Below are 16,327 nucleotides of genomic sequence, written 5' to 3'. Positions count from 1 at the left end.
CATGAGCGAAAGCAATGAGAACGTCACTGAGCTGGATCGTATTCGTGGGTGGCGTGAGAAGTACCGTCTTGGCCTATCGCCGTCGCCGCTTGAGGATGTGACGCAGCTGAGCGCCCAGCTTGATATGACGCACGCGCACCCGTCCGGCATCGCACAGCTGTTCGCCAGCGGGCATGTTCAGCTCAATTCCTTGTTCCGTGACAACGGCATGTTGCGCGCCGCTGGTCGTCGCGTGGAACGTGTGCTTGACGACCGTGAGGCGAAAAGCCGCGTCAGCGGCGTGGGTGAATTGTCTTTGGTGGTCGGCGTGGCCATCTGGAAGGGCAATCAGATGCCGGTGCTCATGTACCCGGTCGAAGTGCGCAAAGAAGGCCGTAATATCGAAAACGGTACGGTGATCGCATTCACAGGGCGTGTGCGTCTGAACGCGGCTTTCGCGGCCGTGCTGCGTGAGAACAACGTCGTATTGGATGAGGCCAAGCTGTTTGACGGTTCGAACTATGAGAGCGGCACGCCAGAGACGTCCGCGGTGTTCGCGGCCATCACGGATCGTGCGGCCAACGCGTTCCCCGATTTCGAGATTGAACGGCACATTATTCTCGGGTGCTTTATGGATCCGGCGTCGCAGATGCTGGTGGAAAGCCAGAAGATCATCGATCAGTTGGCTCAAGGCCCGACTGGCAATACCGCTTTGGACGCTTTGGCTGGAGACAGGGCCGCCGCGGAAGCATTGGAGGGGGCTGAGATTCCGGAATACAGTCCGTTCGATGCTGATCCGCATGGCGAGTATGAGGTCGGCGATATCGACAATACCGTCCGATACGCTTCGCAGCTTGCGTCCGCGGGCCATTCGCTGTTTGTGGATAGCCCGATTGCCAACAATACCGCCGAGCAGGCTGCCGCGATCGCGTCCCGTTGCGTGATGAACGGACGTTCCGTGCTTTATGTGCCGTGCGTGACCGATCAGAAACGTCGATTTGTGCAGTCCGTTGCCGCGAATGAGATGAGCGGACAGTTGTTGGATATCGCCGATGATGGTGCCAATGCGGCGATTGATCGTCAGTTGATTGCCGCGGTCGGCTTCCAATCGGGTGTGGCTTCGTCCCGTTTTGATCAGATTGCCGATGAATTGGTTGGTGTGCGCTCCCGTTTGACCCGTTATCTGGGTGATCTTCACGGCGTGAGCCCGGAGTGGGGCGTATCCGCCTACCAGACGATTCAGAATCTCGCGCAGATCGCGGCGCTACCCACCCATCCGACCACGCACGTGCGTTTGAGCAAGCAGACCGCGCATTCCATTGCAGACAAGATCGAGGATTGGGCTGCGAAACTGCAGCGTGCGGGTGAACTTGGCGAATACACCATCACGGAGAACGATACCGCATGGTACAAGGCTTCGCTGTATTCCGAGGAGGAAGCGGTGAGCGCATACCAGCGTGTGGTCGAACTGTTGCGCAAGGTGCTGCCCGCCACCCGTGAGCAGGTGGCCAGCACGGTGCAGACCTGCGGATTCCCGATTCCAACGACCGCGCAGGAGTGGGGCCGTCAGGTCATGGTGCTGAAGAACCTGCGACGAGTGCTTGACGTATTCCAGCCGGAAATCTTCGAACGTGACATCGCATCCATGATCGAGGCGACCAAGCCGAAGGCCGAGCGCAAGGCCGAAGGCAGTTCCATGGGATTCTGGGAGCGTCGCCGCCACATCAAGGAAGCCAAGGGCATGCTGCGCGTCGGCGCACAGGTGGAGAACCTGCACGAGGCGTTGCTTGTGGTATCCAAGCAGGCCGATCAGTGGCATATGTTCGTGCCTCATGGCGGTTGGCCAGTACTGCCCGCCAAGCTGGACGATATCATCGAAACGCAAGAGAATCTCAATCGTGACATGACCGCGTTGAATGCGGTGCTTGCCACAACCCCGCAGGGAGGCAATCTCGAAACCGTTGATTTCAACCAGGTCGAAGAGCGTTTGAAGGCCCTGTATGACGACAAGCAGGCGCTCGACAATCTGCCGGAGCGCGCTCGCTTGGAACGTGACTTCCACTCGGTCGGTCTTGACGAGCTGGTTGAGGATCTGAACAATCGTGGTATTCCCAACGATGCCGTTGCAGGAGAACTGCAGTTGGCATGGTGGACCACGGCGTTCGAGGATATTGTGAAATCCTCCGCCATCATCTCCAACCAAGATGGTTCGGCATTGCAGAGCGCTGCGGAACGCTTTGCCCAAGTCGACGTGGAGCACGTGCGTTCGGTCGGGCCGATGGTGGCGCAGGAATCCATGCGTCGCCTATGCGACATGCTGTTCTCGCGTACGCAGGAAGCCAATCTGCTGCATACCATGCTTGCCGGCTCCCGTAATGTTTCGTTGAATCGCCTGCACAAGGAGCATCCGCAGATTCTCGCAGCGGCGAAACCGATTCTTGTTGCGACGCCCGCCACGCTAGCGGCGATTACCGATCCGGCGCCGTTGGCTGACGTCGTCATCATCGATGCGGCCTCGCATATCCAGTCCATCGAATTGCTGAGCATCATTAGCCGTGCCAAGCAGGTGGTGGTGATCGCACATCGTGAAACGGTCACATCCGATGGTCTGAAGCGTCTTATTGCGCTGCTGCCGAGCGTGAAAATCGCCAATCGTCCTGTTCGACGCGCTCCGAAACTCAATGCGTTCCTGGAATCGGAAGGCTACGGTTCCGTACCTTTCGACGTGGCAAAAGAAGGCGCACAAGGCGAGATCGCCTACCATTTCGTGGCTGACGCCAACGGTGTGCCGGTCATCACTTCGGGGCTGGTGGAAAGCAGCCAGCAGGAGATCGACGAGGTGATCAGGCTGATCACCAAGCGTGCCGCCGGTTTTACCATTGTGCCCGCATCATACATGCTTACAGTGGTGACGCTTACGCATACGTTCCGCACCCGACTGGGGGCAGAGCTCAAGGCCATCGCCAACAAGAACAAGGCCATGGGCATGTTCCTTCGCCATGTGCGCATCGTGGACATTTCCGACGTGGCCGGTGCGCATGCCACTGACGCGATTCTTGCGATGTGCTATGCGAAAACCTCCCATGGGCGACTGCTGCAGCAGTTCGGAGCGTTGGAATCCGAAGGCGGGCGAGGCATGTTGTTGGACGCATTGGCCGTGCCGGACCGCCATCTTGACATCGTGTCCGCGTTCTCGTCGTCCGACATGGACGACGAACGTCTGCACCAGGCTGGTCCGAAGATGCTGAAGACCGTGCTTCGTTGGGCGGAGCAGCTTGATGACAGCGTGGTGCGTCCCGCCGTCAAGATGACCGGCTCGAACGTGCTTCTCAACGATCTTGCCGATCGCATTCGAGCCCGTGGACTGAATGTGGCCGTCGATTATGGTTTCGACAATGGATCCAAGCTGCCGCTAGTGGTCGGTCTGAACGACAAGCCGTTCGCGTTGGCGGTGCTCACCGACGACGCGCAATTCATGGGATTGCAGTCCACCAGGGAACGTCACCGCGTGCTTTTGCAGAACATCGAATCGCTTGGCTGGTCCGTTATGACCGTGTGGAGCGTCGGCGCGTTCGTGAATCCAGACAAGGAAGTGGACCGCATCGTGGCACGCTTGAGCGACCTGTATCAGGAGGTCAAATGATCGTCCAGATGAGCGTCGACGAGCATTCTCCGCAGGAGTCTTCCCAGGAAACCGACCAGTCTGCCGTTCGCGTGGTGTCCGGCTATTGCGCCACTCGCCGAACGGCACGCAAGCACAAGCGTGTGGTCCGCCAAGGCACGGAGCTGTTCGATGCGGACGGCGTTAAGCTCGAACCGTCCGATGTGCTCACCGAACGTCAGCGCAATGCGGACGACGACAAGCGTATTCTGGGCGAATTGCCGCCGCATTGGGGCGTGTTCTCCGAGCGGGGACACTGACATTCGCCTGGGATTCGCCTCGCTGTCATCACGAACTGACGATGGCGATAATCGCGCTGTATTCTTGGGCCTGCAGAACGGTCGCCGCTTCATGAGGAGGCATGGCAAACACCGCAAGGGTGTTGCCGTCCGCATCGCGCGAGGGTTTTGCGGTCAGGATCGCGCCCGAGCATAGTTCGCGCAACGTCACGGCATCCGTATCCGGTGATGTTTCCGGTGTCGCCTCGCCGAATATCGTGGCGCTGGAAAGCGTCGCGATATCGCCAAGCGACAGATTGTCGGCGGAACTCGCCAATCGCACTTCGATCGCCGTGTATCCTTCGGGAACAACGGGAGAGGCACGCGCCATGGTCGACGTGACGATGCCGCCTTCCGCAACGTCCACTTGGGCGATTAGCCCGACGGCATCGTCGCAATCCTGGAAAACGTTACGTAAGGCCTCGTCATACGGAAGATCGCGCAATGCGAGCGAATCCGCGGTAATCACGCTGCCTTTCGCAATGGTCTGCGCGGCGACGACAACCGGTTGCGTGGAAATCGTCAATCGCACGCACTGCAGGGCTGCGAACATGGCAAGTCCGGCACAGACCGCGGCGAGCAGCCGGTGCAATCGCGCGTTCCTTCGTCGCCGATAGGGCGCAGTCCGCGTGCCGTCGGTTGTTCGCCTGCCATCCGTGCCCTGCAGACGTTGCAACAAATCATGGAAAAAGGTCACCATGCATGCATGATGACCTTACGAATAGTTGTTGCGCAAGCCGGATCAAGGGTTGTGGTCGGAGGATGTGAGTTATCCACAGGCTTCGGCGTGTCGCCTTGTTTTCCAAGGGGTTGAGCTTGTTTGAATTATGTGATTGAGCTCACTTGGATTTATCGGTGCGGTAGAAACCAGATCCCTTGAATTCGATCGGCGGCGCGGAATACACCTTATGGACCTGTTCCTCGCCACATTCGGGGCAGATGGTGATCGGATCGTCGGTGAACGACTGCTGCTCGGTGAAATCGTAGTTGCAGTTCTTGCAACGGTAATGATAAGTAGGCAAAGTATCCTCGCTTCAACCAGATTCTCAAATTTCTTAACGGGACATATCCTAGTACGCTCCCTGAGACGGCCGCATGAACGTCTTATTCACGAATGGTTTATTGGCGAACCTCCGTGAATCCATTCGGCGTAAGTACTCCATTGACGGGAATGTCGTGCGCCTCATGCGGCACTGGCTCGTCGGTCGGCTCCCAAGGCCAGCAGACCGCCACCACGCGCGCTCCGATTGCACGGTATTCAAGCGCCCGGTCGTACCATCCTCCGCCGCGCCCCAAACGGAATCCCTCATGATCGACGGCAAAAGCGGGAACGATGATCAGTCCAGCGTCTTTCAACGCTTCGGGCCCACATGCGCTGTTGCTGGGTTCCTGCGGACGATGCGTGTTGATGGAGCCGTCGCTGTTGGTCTGATCGTGCAGATCGTGGATGCTGTCAAGCTCGCTCCAACCAATATCCGTGCCTTTTCCAAGCCGTGGAACGAGTATGCGGCAGTTTGAATCGAAAAGCGTCTGCAGCATCGGTGTCATCGACATTTCGCTGCCCATGGATGCGAATGCGGCCACCGTGGTGAATGAATGGATGAGATTCGCCTGCCGTGCCTGTTCGGCCAGTTTTCTGCCGGCTTCCAGCCGTTCCTCAGGGTTCGTCCGTCTTCTTCTTGCGATTGCGGTCTTGCGCCATTGCCTTTTCAGCTCGCGTTGTGCTAAGGCTTCGTCACGCGTGCCGTCGCCTGCGGCATCGGTTTGCATATTCGGGGTCATATCGCATGTTCTACCACGGGATGGTTGCGCGAAAACGAAAATGTTATGCGCATGGCAGAATGAAGGCGTGACGATTTTGCAATCTTTGCGCGGCATGATGCGTTCGGAATCCAATGCCATCGATGTTCCGCGTTTCATCCAATCGCATGGGCTTCACGTTCCCATAATTCTGCGGCCGCTGACCTTCGACGACTGCGATGAATGGAACGACGTCCGTTGGCGTAATGACGACTGGCTGAAGCCGTGGGAATCCGGAGACCCGTTGCATGGCGCGTCGATGTCGTTCAATGAGTGGGTGCGCGCGATGCGGCGCAACGAGCGAAACGGTACCGGAGTGGTGTTCGTCATCGAGCATCATGGGCGTATCGTCGGCCAGATTTCGTTGGGAGCGATCTGCTACGGCGCCATGCGTACTGGCGTGGTCGGCTACTGGATCGACGAGCGTTGCGCAGGTCGTGGATATGCTCCTATGGCCGTCGCGTTGTTGGCTGATTGGGCGATGTTCGACCCCTCCGGACCGCAATTGCATCGTATGGAAATCGACCTGCTTCCCGAAAACGAGCGTTCCCGCAAGGTCGCGCTCAAGGTGGGAGCATGTTATGAGGGTGTGCGCAAATCGTACATGTTCGTTAACGGACAATGGCGTGATCATGAATCGTATGCGCTGCTGCCGGAGTGCGCACCAAACGGTTTCACCGCACGGTTGATGGGCGAGTGAGTCGTTGGAGAGGCTCGACACGCACTTTCGACGAACATGTTCGAGACACGCGGGGGCGTGTGCCCCGAAGAATGTCGGAATGTCTCCTATTCTTGTGAGTTATGGGTTATGAATCGTTAAGCACGGTTGTGGTGCTTGCGATTGTGATTATTCTCATGGCTTTCTGGCTGCCCAAACGGACGGTCAAAGGCATGAAGCGGGTAATCGAGCACCGAGAGGACCGCTTTTCGCCGTCGCTGCATCTGGTGGATGCCGACAGTGGAACGCGATTCTCCGATAAGACCGCCGCAAAGGCGAAAGGGGCAATAATGCAGTCCAACGAGACGCATGAGGGCAAGCTGACCGACGAAAGGATTGCGCATGTCCGTGCCCTTCGTCGTGCCGCGATCCGCAGAAGACGGATTATTGTTGTCTCGATGCTGGTGATCACAATCGCCGTGTTGGTGTGCGCGTTTGTGTTGCATTTCAGTCCGTCGTTCGCTTTGATTCCCGCCGCGTTGCTTGCCGGAGTGCTCGCTTTGGGGGTGAGGGCCGCCAAGCAGGCCGCAGCGTGGGAGCACAAGGTCGCCAAGTATCGTTCCAAGATGAGGAAGCGGGCTATGGCGGAGCGCAAGCGTGCCCAGGAGGAGCAGGCGGAACGCGCTCGTTTGCAGGCGCAGGAGCTTGCTGAAATTCGTAGGATTGCCGAATCTCAAGTGCCGACCGATGTCATGCCGGAAGGTGAGATTCGTCAGGCGATCGATCGTGGCAAGGCCGACCATGATGCCGCCGTAAGCAAGCGCAAGGAGGAATCCGAAGCGAAATCCGCTGCGGAACCGAACGTTGTGGATGCGCAGGTCGTGTCGGATAAGAAGAACGGTCTGTCCATCCACGATGAGCGTGATGAAATCGCCAAAGCCGAGGGCGCGGATGCATACGATACGGATTCGTCCGCCGTGGCCGGTGCGTCGCAGGATCTGATTTCGTTTTCGCTGGGCGCGCCGCGTAATGGCAATGATATCGCGCCAGCCGCTCCGGAAAGCATGGAGATCAAATCCACCCGTCAGGTGGCCAAGGCTGTGCCTCCGGCTGAGAGTGCGGTTTCTGGCAATGTCGAGCCGTTGATTGTGCCTTCCGACGCGATGAGCAGCATGGATGCCGACGAGGCGGCCGCCCGCGTGGAGGCCGGCGTTCATCTGCAGGACGTGGATGCTGTGGGATTCCACGACTCCGAGGTCAGCGCCGACGTTGAGGCTCCCAGCGTCACCTCCGATTCCTTGGGTGTGGGTTTGGCGTCCATCATGGCCCGTCGTGGGGCATGACGGAGGGAAGCGAACGCGCGAAACGCACGAAACGTGCAAACAAGCGTAAAGAACATCAGCCTGAAACCGTATGGTTTCAGGCTCTTTTCGTAGATTTAGCTCTCGGCGTTAGCACTCGAGTTGGCAGAGTGCTAATAATCGCGCTAGGATATGTTTCAGCGCGAAAGGACGACGCCGTAAGTGATCGTCAGCCTCTTGCAAGCGGGTCCCGGCGCGGTAAGTAACGATTTCTCTTAGAAAGAGGAGGTCCACAGTGTCGATCTCACTCACACCGTTGGAAGACAAGATCATCGTCAAGCAGGCGGAAGCCGAAACCCAGACCGCATCCGGTCTGTTCATTCCGGACAATGCCAAGGAGAAGCCGCAGCAGGGTGAAGTCCTGGCTGTTGGCCCGGGCCGTCGTAACGATGCCGGCGAGCGCATTCCGGTCGACGTCAAGGTCGGCGATAAGGTGCTGTACTCCAAGTATGGCGGCACCGAGGTGCACTATCAGGGTGAGGATTACCTGATCGTTTCCTCCCGCGATATTCTGGCCATTCTCGGCTGAGCGTAGCGCGTAGCTGTTTGAAGACCCCGTCAGCGGACGATTGGTGAACAATCGTTGCGGTGACGGGGTCTTTTTTACCTTCAAGCACTCGAAGTTTCTGCAATGGGATGCGTGTCGGCCGTCCAGGTGTGCAAGGTGTGCGATTGTCTGCGCAATGGCGATTGCGATATCGACGATGATTCTACGCATCGCATGCCTCGAAGGTTGCGTTTGACGCTGCGTGCGCTGTTCCCGACATCGCTGTTTAGTCGGTCCAGGGAGGAGGGCCGGAAGAAAAACTCATGATTTTTCCTTCCGGGAAGTTTTTTCGTGAGAATTTGCCCTGATTTGCGCACATATGCGGCTGATAGCTATGAAACGTTGGAATTCCAACGATTGTGAGCATTTCTGGTTTCCGCGACACGCCGTATTTGCGTTAATCGCATGGTCTGTGGCATACTAAACGGGTTGCCGGTTCGGGTTCAACCAAACAGGCAGCACGGCGGATTTCCCAAGCGGTCAAAGGGAACTGACTGTAAATCAGTCGCCTCGTGCTTCAGTGGTTCGAATCCACTATCCGCCACGCCTCGATAGCTCAGTGGTAGAGCACTTCCTTGGTAAGGAAGAGGTCGTGAGTCCGATTCTCACTCGAGGCTCTCATGGCGGGATAGCTCAGCTGGCTAGAGCGTACGACTCATAATCGTAAGGTCAAGAGTTCGAGTCTCTTTCTCGCTACAAAGGTCGACGGAACGTCGGCATAGCAACGAACCACAAGAGGTGAACTTAGATGGCAAGCAAGAGCGCCGACATTCGTCCGGGCATCACGCTGGCATGCACCGAGTGCAAGGAGCGTAACTACATCACGACGAAGAACCGCCGTAATACGCCGGATCGTCTTGAGCTGAAGAAGTTCTGCTCCCGCTGCGGCAAGCAGACCGTGCATCGCGAGACCCGCTGAACGAGTTCAAAGTTTTCAACCCGACCAATTGGTCGGGTTTTTTGTTTTTTCCGGAACCCTCTTAGCACTTTTCCAACTGCCTTCCCCGCACGCTAAGCTAATCACCATGACCAATTTCGCAGATCTCACCACTATCGCCGTAGGCGGACCAATTGCATCCTTTATCGAACCGACTTCGCGTGTCGGCGTTATCGAAGCCGTCGAGGATGCCGACGTCAAAGGCTTGCCGTTGTGCGTGATCGGAGGCGGATCCAACATGCTCGTGGCCGACACACCGTTCAATGGCGTCGTGGTCCGTGATGCGCGACGCGCCGTAAGTGTGCTTGATGAGGCAGCGCCTGCCGAAAACGACGAAAAAATCGTGCATGTCAACGCCGAAGCCGGCTGCAATTGGGATGATTTCGTTGACTACTGCGTCGGACTTGGCTTGGAAGGCGTGGAAGGACTTTCCGGAATTCCAGGCACCGTCGGCGCGTCGGTGGTGCAGAATATCGGCGCATACGGACAGGAGGTCGCATCCAGCGTCGAAAGCGTGGAAGTCTGGGACCGCAAAGACAAGCAGATCAAAGAGCTCACCAATCAGGAACTGCATTTCGGGTACCGTATGAGTGCGCTCAAAGCCAGCATGTACAGCGCTCCGGCAACGCCTGCGGCCGACTTCTTCCCGACACCGCGCTACGTGGTACTGTCCGTAACCTTCGCGCTGCATCACAGCGCAACCGGCGTGGTAGGCTACGGGCAGCTTGCCAAAGCATTGGGCGTGGAAGTGGGCGAACGCATGTCGACAACGGATATTCGTCACGCGGTATTGAAAGTACGTGCCTCCAAGGGCATGCTTGAGGATTCCCACCGTTACCTGACCGAGGCCATGCGCGGCACCAAAAAAAGCGAACTGGTCGCCATTGCCCATAATGCGCAACGCACACAGGCAGGCAATGACGAACCCGACTACAATCGCCATAGCTGCGGCAGCTTCTTCATGAATCCAATTCTGAGCGAAGAGCAGGCGGCCAGACTTCCCGAAGACGCGCCTCGATTCAGTGCGACCCTGCCGGATGGCACGTCAGGAGTCAAAACATCCGCAGCATGGCTTATCGATCATGCAGGCTTTCATAAAGGCTACAAAATCAGCGAAAACGCTACTGCGGGACTGTCCACCATGCATACGTTGGCATTGACCAACCGAGGAGGAGCTTCGGCAGCCGACATCGTGAAACTTGCCAAAACCGTGCAGGATGGTGTCGAACAGACGTACGGCATCCGTCTCATTCCGGAACCGGTCGTCATCGGCATGAGCCTCAAGTAAACGTAAGAACGAAGGGAGAGGGAAACATAATGAACATATTACGTAAGAAATCCGTCGAACAGACATTGGCGGAAACGGGGGAGTCGGGGCGCTCCCTGAAACGAGACCTGACCTGGTGGGATCTGGCCATTATGGGCGTGGCAGTGGCCGTCGGCGCGGGCATCTTCTCCATCGGCGCCCAGGCGGCAGCCTTCCATGCGGGCCCAGCCGTGATCATCAGCTTCCTCATCGCCGGCGTGGTATGCGGTGCGGCCGTAATGTGCTACGCCGAATTCGCGTCCATGATTCCGGTTGCGGGATCTGCCTACACCTTCACCTATACCACTGTCGGTGAGATCGTCGCATGGGTGATCGGCTGGGATCTGATCCTTGAAATGCTGATGGCAGGCTCCGTCGTATCCAAATATTGGGGCGTCTATCTCAACGATTTCTTCCGACTTGTCGGATGGAACATCAATACCAACGTCACCTTCGGATCATTTAATTTCGATTTCGCGCCAATCATCGTCGTGGCCTTCTTCACGACACTCTTGGTATGCGGCACGAAAATCGGCGCACGCGTAGACGGCGCGCTCACCATACTGAAAATCGCCATCGTGCTATTCGTCGTGATCGTCGGCTTCTTCTACGTCAAAGCCGAAAACTTCACCCCATTCATCCCACCGAGCGAACCGGCAGCCACCACCGGATCCGGCTTGACCGCAACCATGGAACAGCCATTATGGCAGTGGGTCACCGGCATGACCCCCAGCATCTACGGCATCACCGGCATCATCTCCGGCGCGGCCCTCGTGTTCTTCGCGTTCCTCGGCTTCGATGTGGTCGCCACCACCTCCGAGGAAACCATCAACCCGAAGAAGAACGTTCCGCTGGGCATCGGCGTGGGCATGGGACTGATCATCGTGCTCTACACCCTCGTCGCCATCGTCACCACCGGCATGGTCTCCTACAAAGACCTCGCCAAGCAGAAAGACCCGTCGCTCGCCACAGCATTCGAAATGGTCGGCGCTGACTGGGCCGCCAAAATCATCAGTTTTGGCATTGTGATCGGTCTGGCCACCGTGGTCATGGTGCTGCTGCTCGGCCTGACCCGCGTGGTGTTCGCCATGAGCCGAGACGGCCTGCTGCCGCGCCCGCTCAGTCACACAGGCAAGCACGGCACTCCAGTACGTCTGCAGATTGCCGTCGGCGTGCTCATGGCACTCATCGCAGCCAGCTGCAACGTCAGCATCCTTGCCGACATGGTGAACATCGGCACACTGTCGGCATTCACCCTTGTTTCCATCTCTATTCCGATCATGCGCAAGAAGCGCCCCGATCTGAAGCGAGTCTTCAAAATCCCCGGCAATCCATGGGTCCCTATCCTCATCGCGCTCGCCAACATCTGGCTCATGCTCAACCTGAGCGTGCTCACCTGGATTCGATTCGTGGTCTGGCTTGCGGTCGGCTTCTGCATCTACTTCGGCTACGGCTACCGCCACGCCCGACTCGGCACGGGAGAGCTGGAAGTTGGCAATCAAGAGTAATCTTGAGCGGTAAGTGTTAAGGAGGTAACCATGCCATACGTTGTCGCTCAGCCGTGCGTCGATGTCAAAGACAAGGCCTGCGTGGACGAATGCCCGGTCGATTGCATCTACGAGGGCTCCCGTTCCCTGTATATCAATCCGAACGAATGCGTGGATTGCGGCGCATGCGAACCGGTGTGTCCGACCGAAGCCATCTTCTATGAAGATGATCTGCCAGACGAGTGGGCCTGGTACAAGGATGCCGCAGTCAGCTTCTTCGCTGAAGTCGGCGATATGGGCGGCGCTTCCGCAGCCGGCCCGATCGGCAAGGATCCGGAGCAGGTAGCTGCTCTGCCGCCGCAAAATCAGTGATTGGCATTTGAACGCGGCCTTTTCCCGTTGGAAGAGGCCGCATATTTTGTTTATAGAGGGTTATTAAGGAGTTTTCACGATGGGCTTTCATGAGTTTTCTTCGCCATACGATTGGTCGCGTATCGCAGCATACAAGCGCACGGCAAAGGCCGCGTTCGGAGGCATGATCGACCTGTCCGTGGGGTCTCCCGTCGATCCCGTGCCCGATTCGGTGCGCAAGGCGCTCGCAGTGGCGGCGAATGATCCGAATGCGTATGGATATCCGGTTACTGCAGGTACTGCCGATCTACGTGCTGCGATTGCTGAATGGTTTTCGGTGACCCGCGATGTTGATTTGAAGGCGATTCATGCTGATGTGGTGCCTACCGTTGGTTCCAAAGAGGGTGTTGCGTTGATGGCGTCGCTGTTGCATTTCGGCGAGGATGATGTTGTGGTGCAGCCGAAGGTTTCGTATCCGACGTATGAGATCGGCACGCAGTTGGCTGGGGCGCAGGTGCTTAAGGTCGACGATGTGGCTGATGTCGCGTCGTGGCGCAATGTGCCTGGCGTCAAAGCGGTGTGGGTGAATTCCCCTTGCAATCCGACGGGCGAGGTGTATTCGGCTGAGCAGATGGCTGGCATTGTCGCAGCTGCGCGTGAGATCGGCGCGGTGGTGCTTTCCGACGAATGCTATGCGCTGATGCAGTGGAGGGACGCCGTGAATGGTGCTGAAGGTGATGCTGATTCTCTTGCGTCGACGCCGTGCGCGCTGCGTGGCGATGTGTGTTTGGGCTCCGCAGAGGGCGTGCTGGTGCTTTATTCGTTGAGTAAGCAGAGCAATATGGCTGGGTATCGTACCGCGTTCATTGCCGGAGATGAGTCTTTGATTGCGTCGATGAATGCATATCGCAAGCAGATTGGTCAGATTATTCCCGGTCCGGTGCAGGCTGCGATGGCTGCCGGATTGCGTGATCTGGAATCCGTCAAGGTTCAGCATGCGCGCTATCGGGAACGTCTCGGCGTGTTGGTGGGCGCGTTGCGTGCTTACGGATACTGTACCGACATGCCGGAAGGTGCGTTGTATGTGTGGGTGAGAGCCAAGTCGGGCGATTGCTGGACCGATATGGAACAGCTTGCCAAAATCGGCATCATCGCCAGCCCCGGCGAGTTCTATGGTGCGCCGGAATATCTGCGCTTCTCCGCCACCGCCAGCGACGGGGCAATCGCTTCCGCCGCTGAACGCTTGGCGTGCTAAGCCGATATGCAAGAGGGCTTCCGGCAATTGCTGGAAGCCCTTTATCTGCGGAGTCAGAGGGAGTCCAACGCCCATGCGTCTTATGGTTATGCGCAGCTGTTGATGTCGCTGATCCAGGAGTGGCGTGCGCTGTTCAAGCGTCCGGAACTACCATTCATATTCGCCCAATTGCCGAACTATACTTTGGAACCCGATTGCGATTGGTCAAGGCTGCGTGATGAGCAACGGCGCGCTTTGACGTTGTGGAACACGGCGATGGTGGTAACGGAACCGGGCGTGCGAGTGGCGCAGTGAGAGAGCTCTCCCCAGTACAGTGTCAGTTTGTCGGACAATGAAGCATCGATGATAACGCTATTGCCGGGGACGTCGTAAATAGTTTTCGCAGTTAATTGTGTTTGGGCGGAAGCCTGTAATTTTCTGCTTTTGGAATACTTAAATCTATTCGAAAGTTTCGTAAATATTTGCATATAGAACTTTCGTAACAAAAATTTTAAGTATTTAGTTAAGTGACTTGACTTTCTTGAAAGTCAAGTCATATAATCAAGCGATGCTTTGACTGAAATGCTAAAGCATTTACGAAACATGAAGATGTGTGTTCGTGCATGTCGCCAAAGGAGAAAGACTTTGTATTCCCACATCCGATATTGGATAAGGAGATTCAGCAATGAAGTTTGAATACCATGTCAAACCAACCGGCAGCGATGCTGCGTGCGGCGACGTGGAGCATCCGTTCGCCACGATTTCCAAGGCCGCGCAGATGGCCTCTCCGGGTGATACGGTAATCGTGCATGAAGGCGTATACCGCGAACAAGTCGATCCGAAACGCGGCGGTCTGAGTGAACATGAGCGCATCACCTACTGCGGAGCCGAAGGCGAAGCACGGCCGGTTATCAAAGGCTCGGAATGCGTGCAGGGCTGGACGGAATTGGCCTATCATCCGCATGTGTGGACGGTGATGCTTGATAATACGATGTTCGGGGATTTCAATCCATTCGCGACCCCGATTTTCGGTGACTGGCTGGAAATGCCCAAGTTCGGCGAGGATCCGGACAAACATCTTGGCGATGTGTATCTCAACGGTGTTTCCTTCTTCGAATCGACGACGTTGGAAGGCGTATACGATCCGCAGCCGCGTGATACGGATGAGGATTTCGCGTTGAAGATTCCCTGCCCTGTGCCGGATGTGGACCGTACACGTTATGTATGGCATGCCGAAGTGGACGAGAATGCCGGCACCACAACGATCTGGGCGAATTTCCAAGGTGCCGATCCGAATGAGGAACTGGTGGAGGTCAGTGTTCGTCGCACATGCTTCTTCCCTTCCCACAACCATGTCAACTACATCACCGTGCGTGGCTTTGAAATGGCGCAGGCCACTGGAGATTGGGCGCCGCCTACCTCGCAGCAGTGGGGCATGATCGGCCCGAACTGGTCGTATGGCTGGATCATCGAAGACAACGTGCTGCATGACGCCAAATTCTCCGCGGTGTCATTGGGCAAGGAAATCTCATCCGGCGACAACGAGTGGGCGAAAACCGAGCGCAAGACCGGTTACCAGTACCAGTTGGAGGCCGTGTTCAAGGCCCGTCGCATCGGCTGGGAAAAGGGGCTGATCGGCGGTCATATCGTACGCAACAACGACATCTACGAGTGTGGACAGAATGCCATCGTCGGACATATGGGCAGCGCATTCTGCCGTATCGAGCATAACCATGTCCATCACATTGCGTTGAAGCGTGAATTCTTCGGATGGGAGGTCGCTGGCATCAAATTCCATGCCGCATTGGATACGGTCATTGCCAACAACAACATCCACGACTGCTCGCTGGGCATGTGGATGGATTGGCAGACGCAGGGCACGCGCATCACGCGCAATGTGTTCCACGATAACGTCCGTGACCTCATGATTGAAGTGAGTCATGGGCCGTATCTGGTGGACAATAACGTTTTCGCCTCGCCGGTGATGTTCCAGAACTGGTCGCAAGGTGGTGCCTTCGTCAACAATCTGATTTGCGGCGGCATTGAACCGCATACCGTCCCCGACCGTTCTACGCCGTATCACTATCCGCACACCACCGAGGTGGCCGGGTGCGCTGTGGTATCTGGCGGCGATGAGCGTTGGCTGAACAACATGTTCGCGCCGCAACCGGTGAAACCGACCGTCGGTGAGTATGGTTTGTCTGCCTACAGCGATTGCCCGATGTCGATGCATGAATACTTGGAACGCCAGCGGGCCATGTGGGCAGATCCTTCGCAGGGTGGTGGCGAGCGCAATCCTCTGCAGTCTCTATACGCGGGTGGCAACATCTATCTGTCCGGCGCACAGGGGCTGAACAAGCAGGAAGGTGCGGCCGACGATTCGGAGCGCATGCAGGAGGACGCCCCGTTCTTCGGCGGCACCGCCTCCACGAGCGTTGCGTGTGATGAGCCCATGCCGGTGACATTGGTCGAAGAACCCGATGGACTGTACCTGCAGTGCACTGTGCCACAGGCCGTCGCTGATACCAGGATGCAGGTCGTCACCAGCGATATGCTCGGCGTGCCTCGCATCGCGGAGGAACGCTATGAACAGCCCGATGGCAGTGACTATGTGCTGGACACCGACTTGCTGGGACAAGCTTTGACGGCAACGGAACGTAAGGCCGGGGCGTTGAATGGTCTTGTCTCCGGAGAGAATCGCATCCAAATCTGGGAATGGAACAACTGA

At 57.1% G+C, this 16,327-nt stretch carries 15 protein-coding genes and 3 tRNA genes; 15 read left to right on the top strand and 3 right to left on the bottom strand.

Features of this window, described 5'->3' with window-relative positions:
* Nucleotide 1: 1 nt before the first annotated feature.
* Both CE153_RS01010 and CE153_RS01005 read left to right on the top strand, forming a co-directional pair.
* Nucleotides 2-3,622 carry a helicase gene (locus CE153_RS01010; protein ID WP_099594853.1) on the top strand — a complete coding sequence of 1,207 codons (3,621 nt, stop codon included), beginning with the start codon at nt 2-4 and terminating at the stop codon, nt 3,620-3,622.
* 74 nt (nt 3,623-3,696) lie between these two features.
* Nucleotides 3,697-3,900, top strand: a complete 204-nt coding sequence (locus CE153_RS01005) for a hypothetical protein (protein WP_180753364.1) — start codon at nt 3,697-3,699, stop codon at nt 3,898-3,900.
* A 28-nt stretch (nt 3,901-3,928) separates the two neighbouring features.
* Here CE153_RS01005 and CE153_RS01000 read toward each other — a convergent pair whose 3' ends face one another.
* The 3 genes from CE153_RS01000 to CE153_RS00990 form a co-directional block, all read right to left on the bottom strand.
* Nucleotides 3,929-4,618 carry an SAF domain-containing protein gene (locus CE153_RS01000; RefSeq protein WP_099594852.1) on the bottom strand — a complete coding sequence of 230 codons (690 nt, stop codon included), beginning with the start codon at nt 4,616-4,618 and terminating at the stop codon, nt 3,929-3,931.
* A gap of 139 nt (nt 4,619-4,757) precedes the next feature.
* The gene (locus CE153_RS00995; RefSeq protein ID WP_099570980.1) at nt 4,758-4,940 is read right to left on the bottom strand and encodes an FmdB family zinc ribbon protein; all 183 of its coding nucleotides are present in this window, start codon (nt 4,938-4,940) and stop codon (nt 4,758-4,760) included.
* 97 nt (nt 4,941-5,037) lie between these two features.
* The gene (locus tag CE153_RS00990) at nt 5,038-5,700 is read right to left on the bottom strand and encodes a 5-formyltetrahydrofolate cyclo-ligase (protein ID WP_099594851.1); all 663 of its coding nucleotides are present in this window, start codon (nt 5,698-5,700) and stop codon (nt 5,038-5,040) included.
* 94 nt (nt 5,701-5,794) lie between these two features.
* Between CE153_RS00990 and CE153_RS00985 the strand changes: the two genes are divergently transcribed.
* From CE153_RS00985 to CE153_RS00925, 13 genes are all read left to right on the top strand, one after another.
* Nucleotides 5,795-6,418 (top strand): GNAT family N-acetyltransferase, encoded by a 624-nt coding sequence (locus CE153_RS00985; protein WP_236824424.1) that lies wholly within the window; start codon nt 5,795-5,797, stop codon nt 6,416-6,418.
* Nucleotides 6,419-6,519: 101 nt separating this feature from the next.
* Nucleotides 6,520-7,719, top strand: coding sequence for a hypothetical protein (locus tag CE153_RS00980; RefSeq protein WP_099594850.1), 1,200 nt, complete (start codon nt 6,520-6,522; stop codon nt 7,717-7,719).
* A gap of 253 nt (nt 7,720-7,972) precedes the next feature.
* Entirely contained in the window at nt 7,973-8,266 is a 294-nt protein-coding gene (groES, locus tag CE153_RS00975; protein ID WP_099570978.1) for a co-chaperone GroES, read from the top strand.
* A 480-nt stretch (nt 8,267-8,746) separates the two neighbouring features.
* A tRNA-Tyr gene (locus tag CE153_RS00970) sits at nt 8,747-8,828 on the top strand.
* A 1-nt stretch (nt 8,829) separates the two neighbouring features.
* Nucleotides 8,830-8,901: transfer RNA gene (locus CE153_RS00965), tRNA-Thr, on the top strand.
* Between the two features lie 5 nt (nt 8,902-8,906).
* Nucleotides 8,907-8,980 (top strand) — tRNA-Met (locus CE153_RS00960).
* A 52-nt stretch (nt 8,981-9,032) separates the two neighbouring features.
* Nucleotides 9,033-9,203 (top strand): 50S ribosomal protein L33, encoded by a 171-nt coding sequence (gene rpmG, locus CE153_RS00955; protein WP_003807891.1) that lies wholly within the window; start codon nt 9,033-9,035, stop codon nt 9,201-9,203.
* Nucleotides 9,204-9,309: 106 nt separating this feature from the next.
* Complete coding sequence (locus tag CE153_RS00950; RefSeq protein WP_099594849.1) at nt 9,310-10,509, top strand: FAD-binding protein; 1,200 nt, start codon at nt 9,310-9,312, stop codon at nt 10,507-10,509.
* A 29-nt stretch (nt 10,510-10,538) separates the two neighbouring features.
* Nucleotides 10,539-12,035, top strand: a complete 1,497-nt coding sequence (locus CE153_RS00945) for an APC family permease (protein ID WP_099594848.1) — start codon at nt 10,539-10,541, stop codon at nt 12,033-12,035.
* Nucleotides 12,036-12,065: 30 nt separating this feature from the next.
* On the top strand, nt 12,066-12,386 hold the full coding sequence (gene fdxA / locus CE153_RS00940) for a ferredoxin (protein ID WP_003836048.1): 321 nt from the start codon (nt 12,066-12,068) through the stop codon (nt 12,384-12,386).
* A 79-nt stretch (nt 12,387-12,465) separates the two neighbouring features.
* Nucleotides 12,466-13,620: a succinyldiaminopimelate transaminase gene (dapC, locus tag CE153_RS00935; protein WP_099594847.1), complete on the top strand. Its 1,155-nt coding sequence runs from the start codon at nt 12,466-12,468 to the stop codon at nt 13,618-13,620.
* Between the two features lie 102 nt (nt 13,621-13,722).
* Complete coding sequence (locus CE153_RS00930; RefSeq protein WP_180753353.1) at nt 13,723-13,914, top strand: hypothetical protein; 192 nt, start codon at nt 13,723-13,725, stop codon at nt 13,912-13,914.
* 370 nt (nt 13,915-14,284) lie between these two features.
* Nucleotides 14,285-16,327, top strand: a complete 2,043-nt coding sequence (locus CE153_RS00925; protein WP_099594845.1) for a right-handed parallel beta-helix repeat-containing protein — start codon at nt 14,285-14,287, stop codon at nt 16,325-16,327.

The organism is Bifidobacterium sp. N4G05, assembly GCF_002742445.1.
Classification (GTDB): Bacteria; Actinomycetota; Actinomycetes; order Actinomycetales; family Bifidobacteriaceae; genus Bifidobacterium; species Bifidobacterium hominis.
The sequence above is the reverse complement of the archived record's forward strand: the minus strand, read 5'-3'. Positions and strand labels throughout refer to the sequence as shown.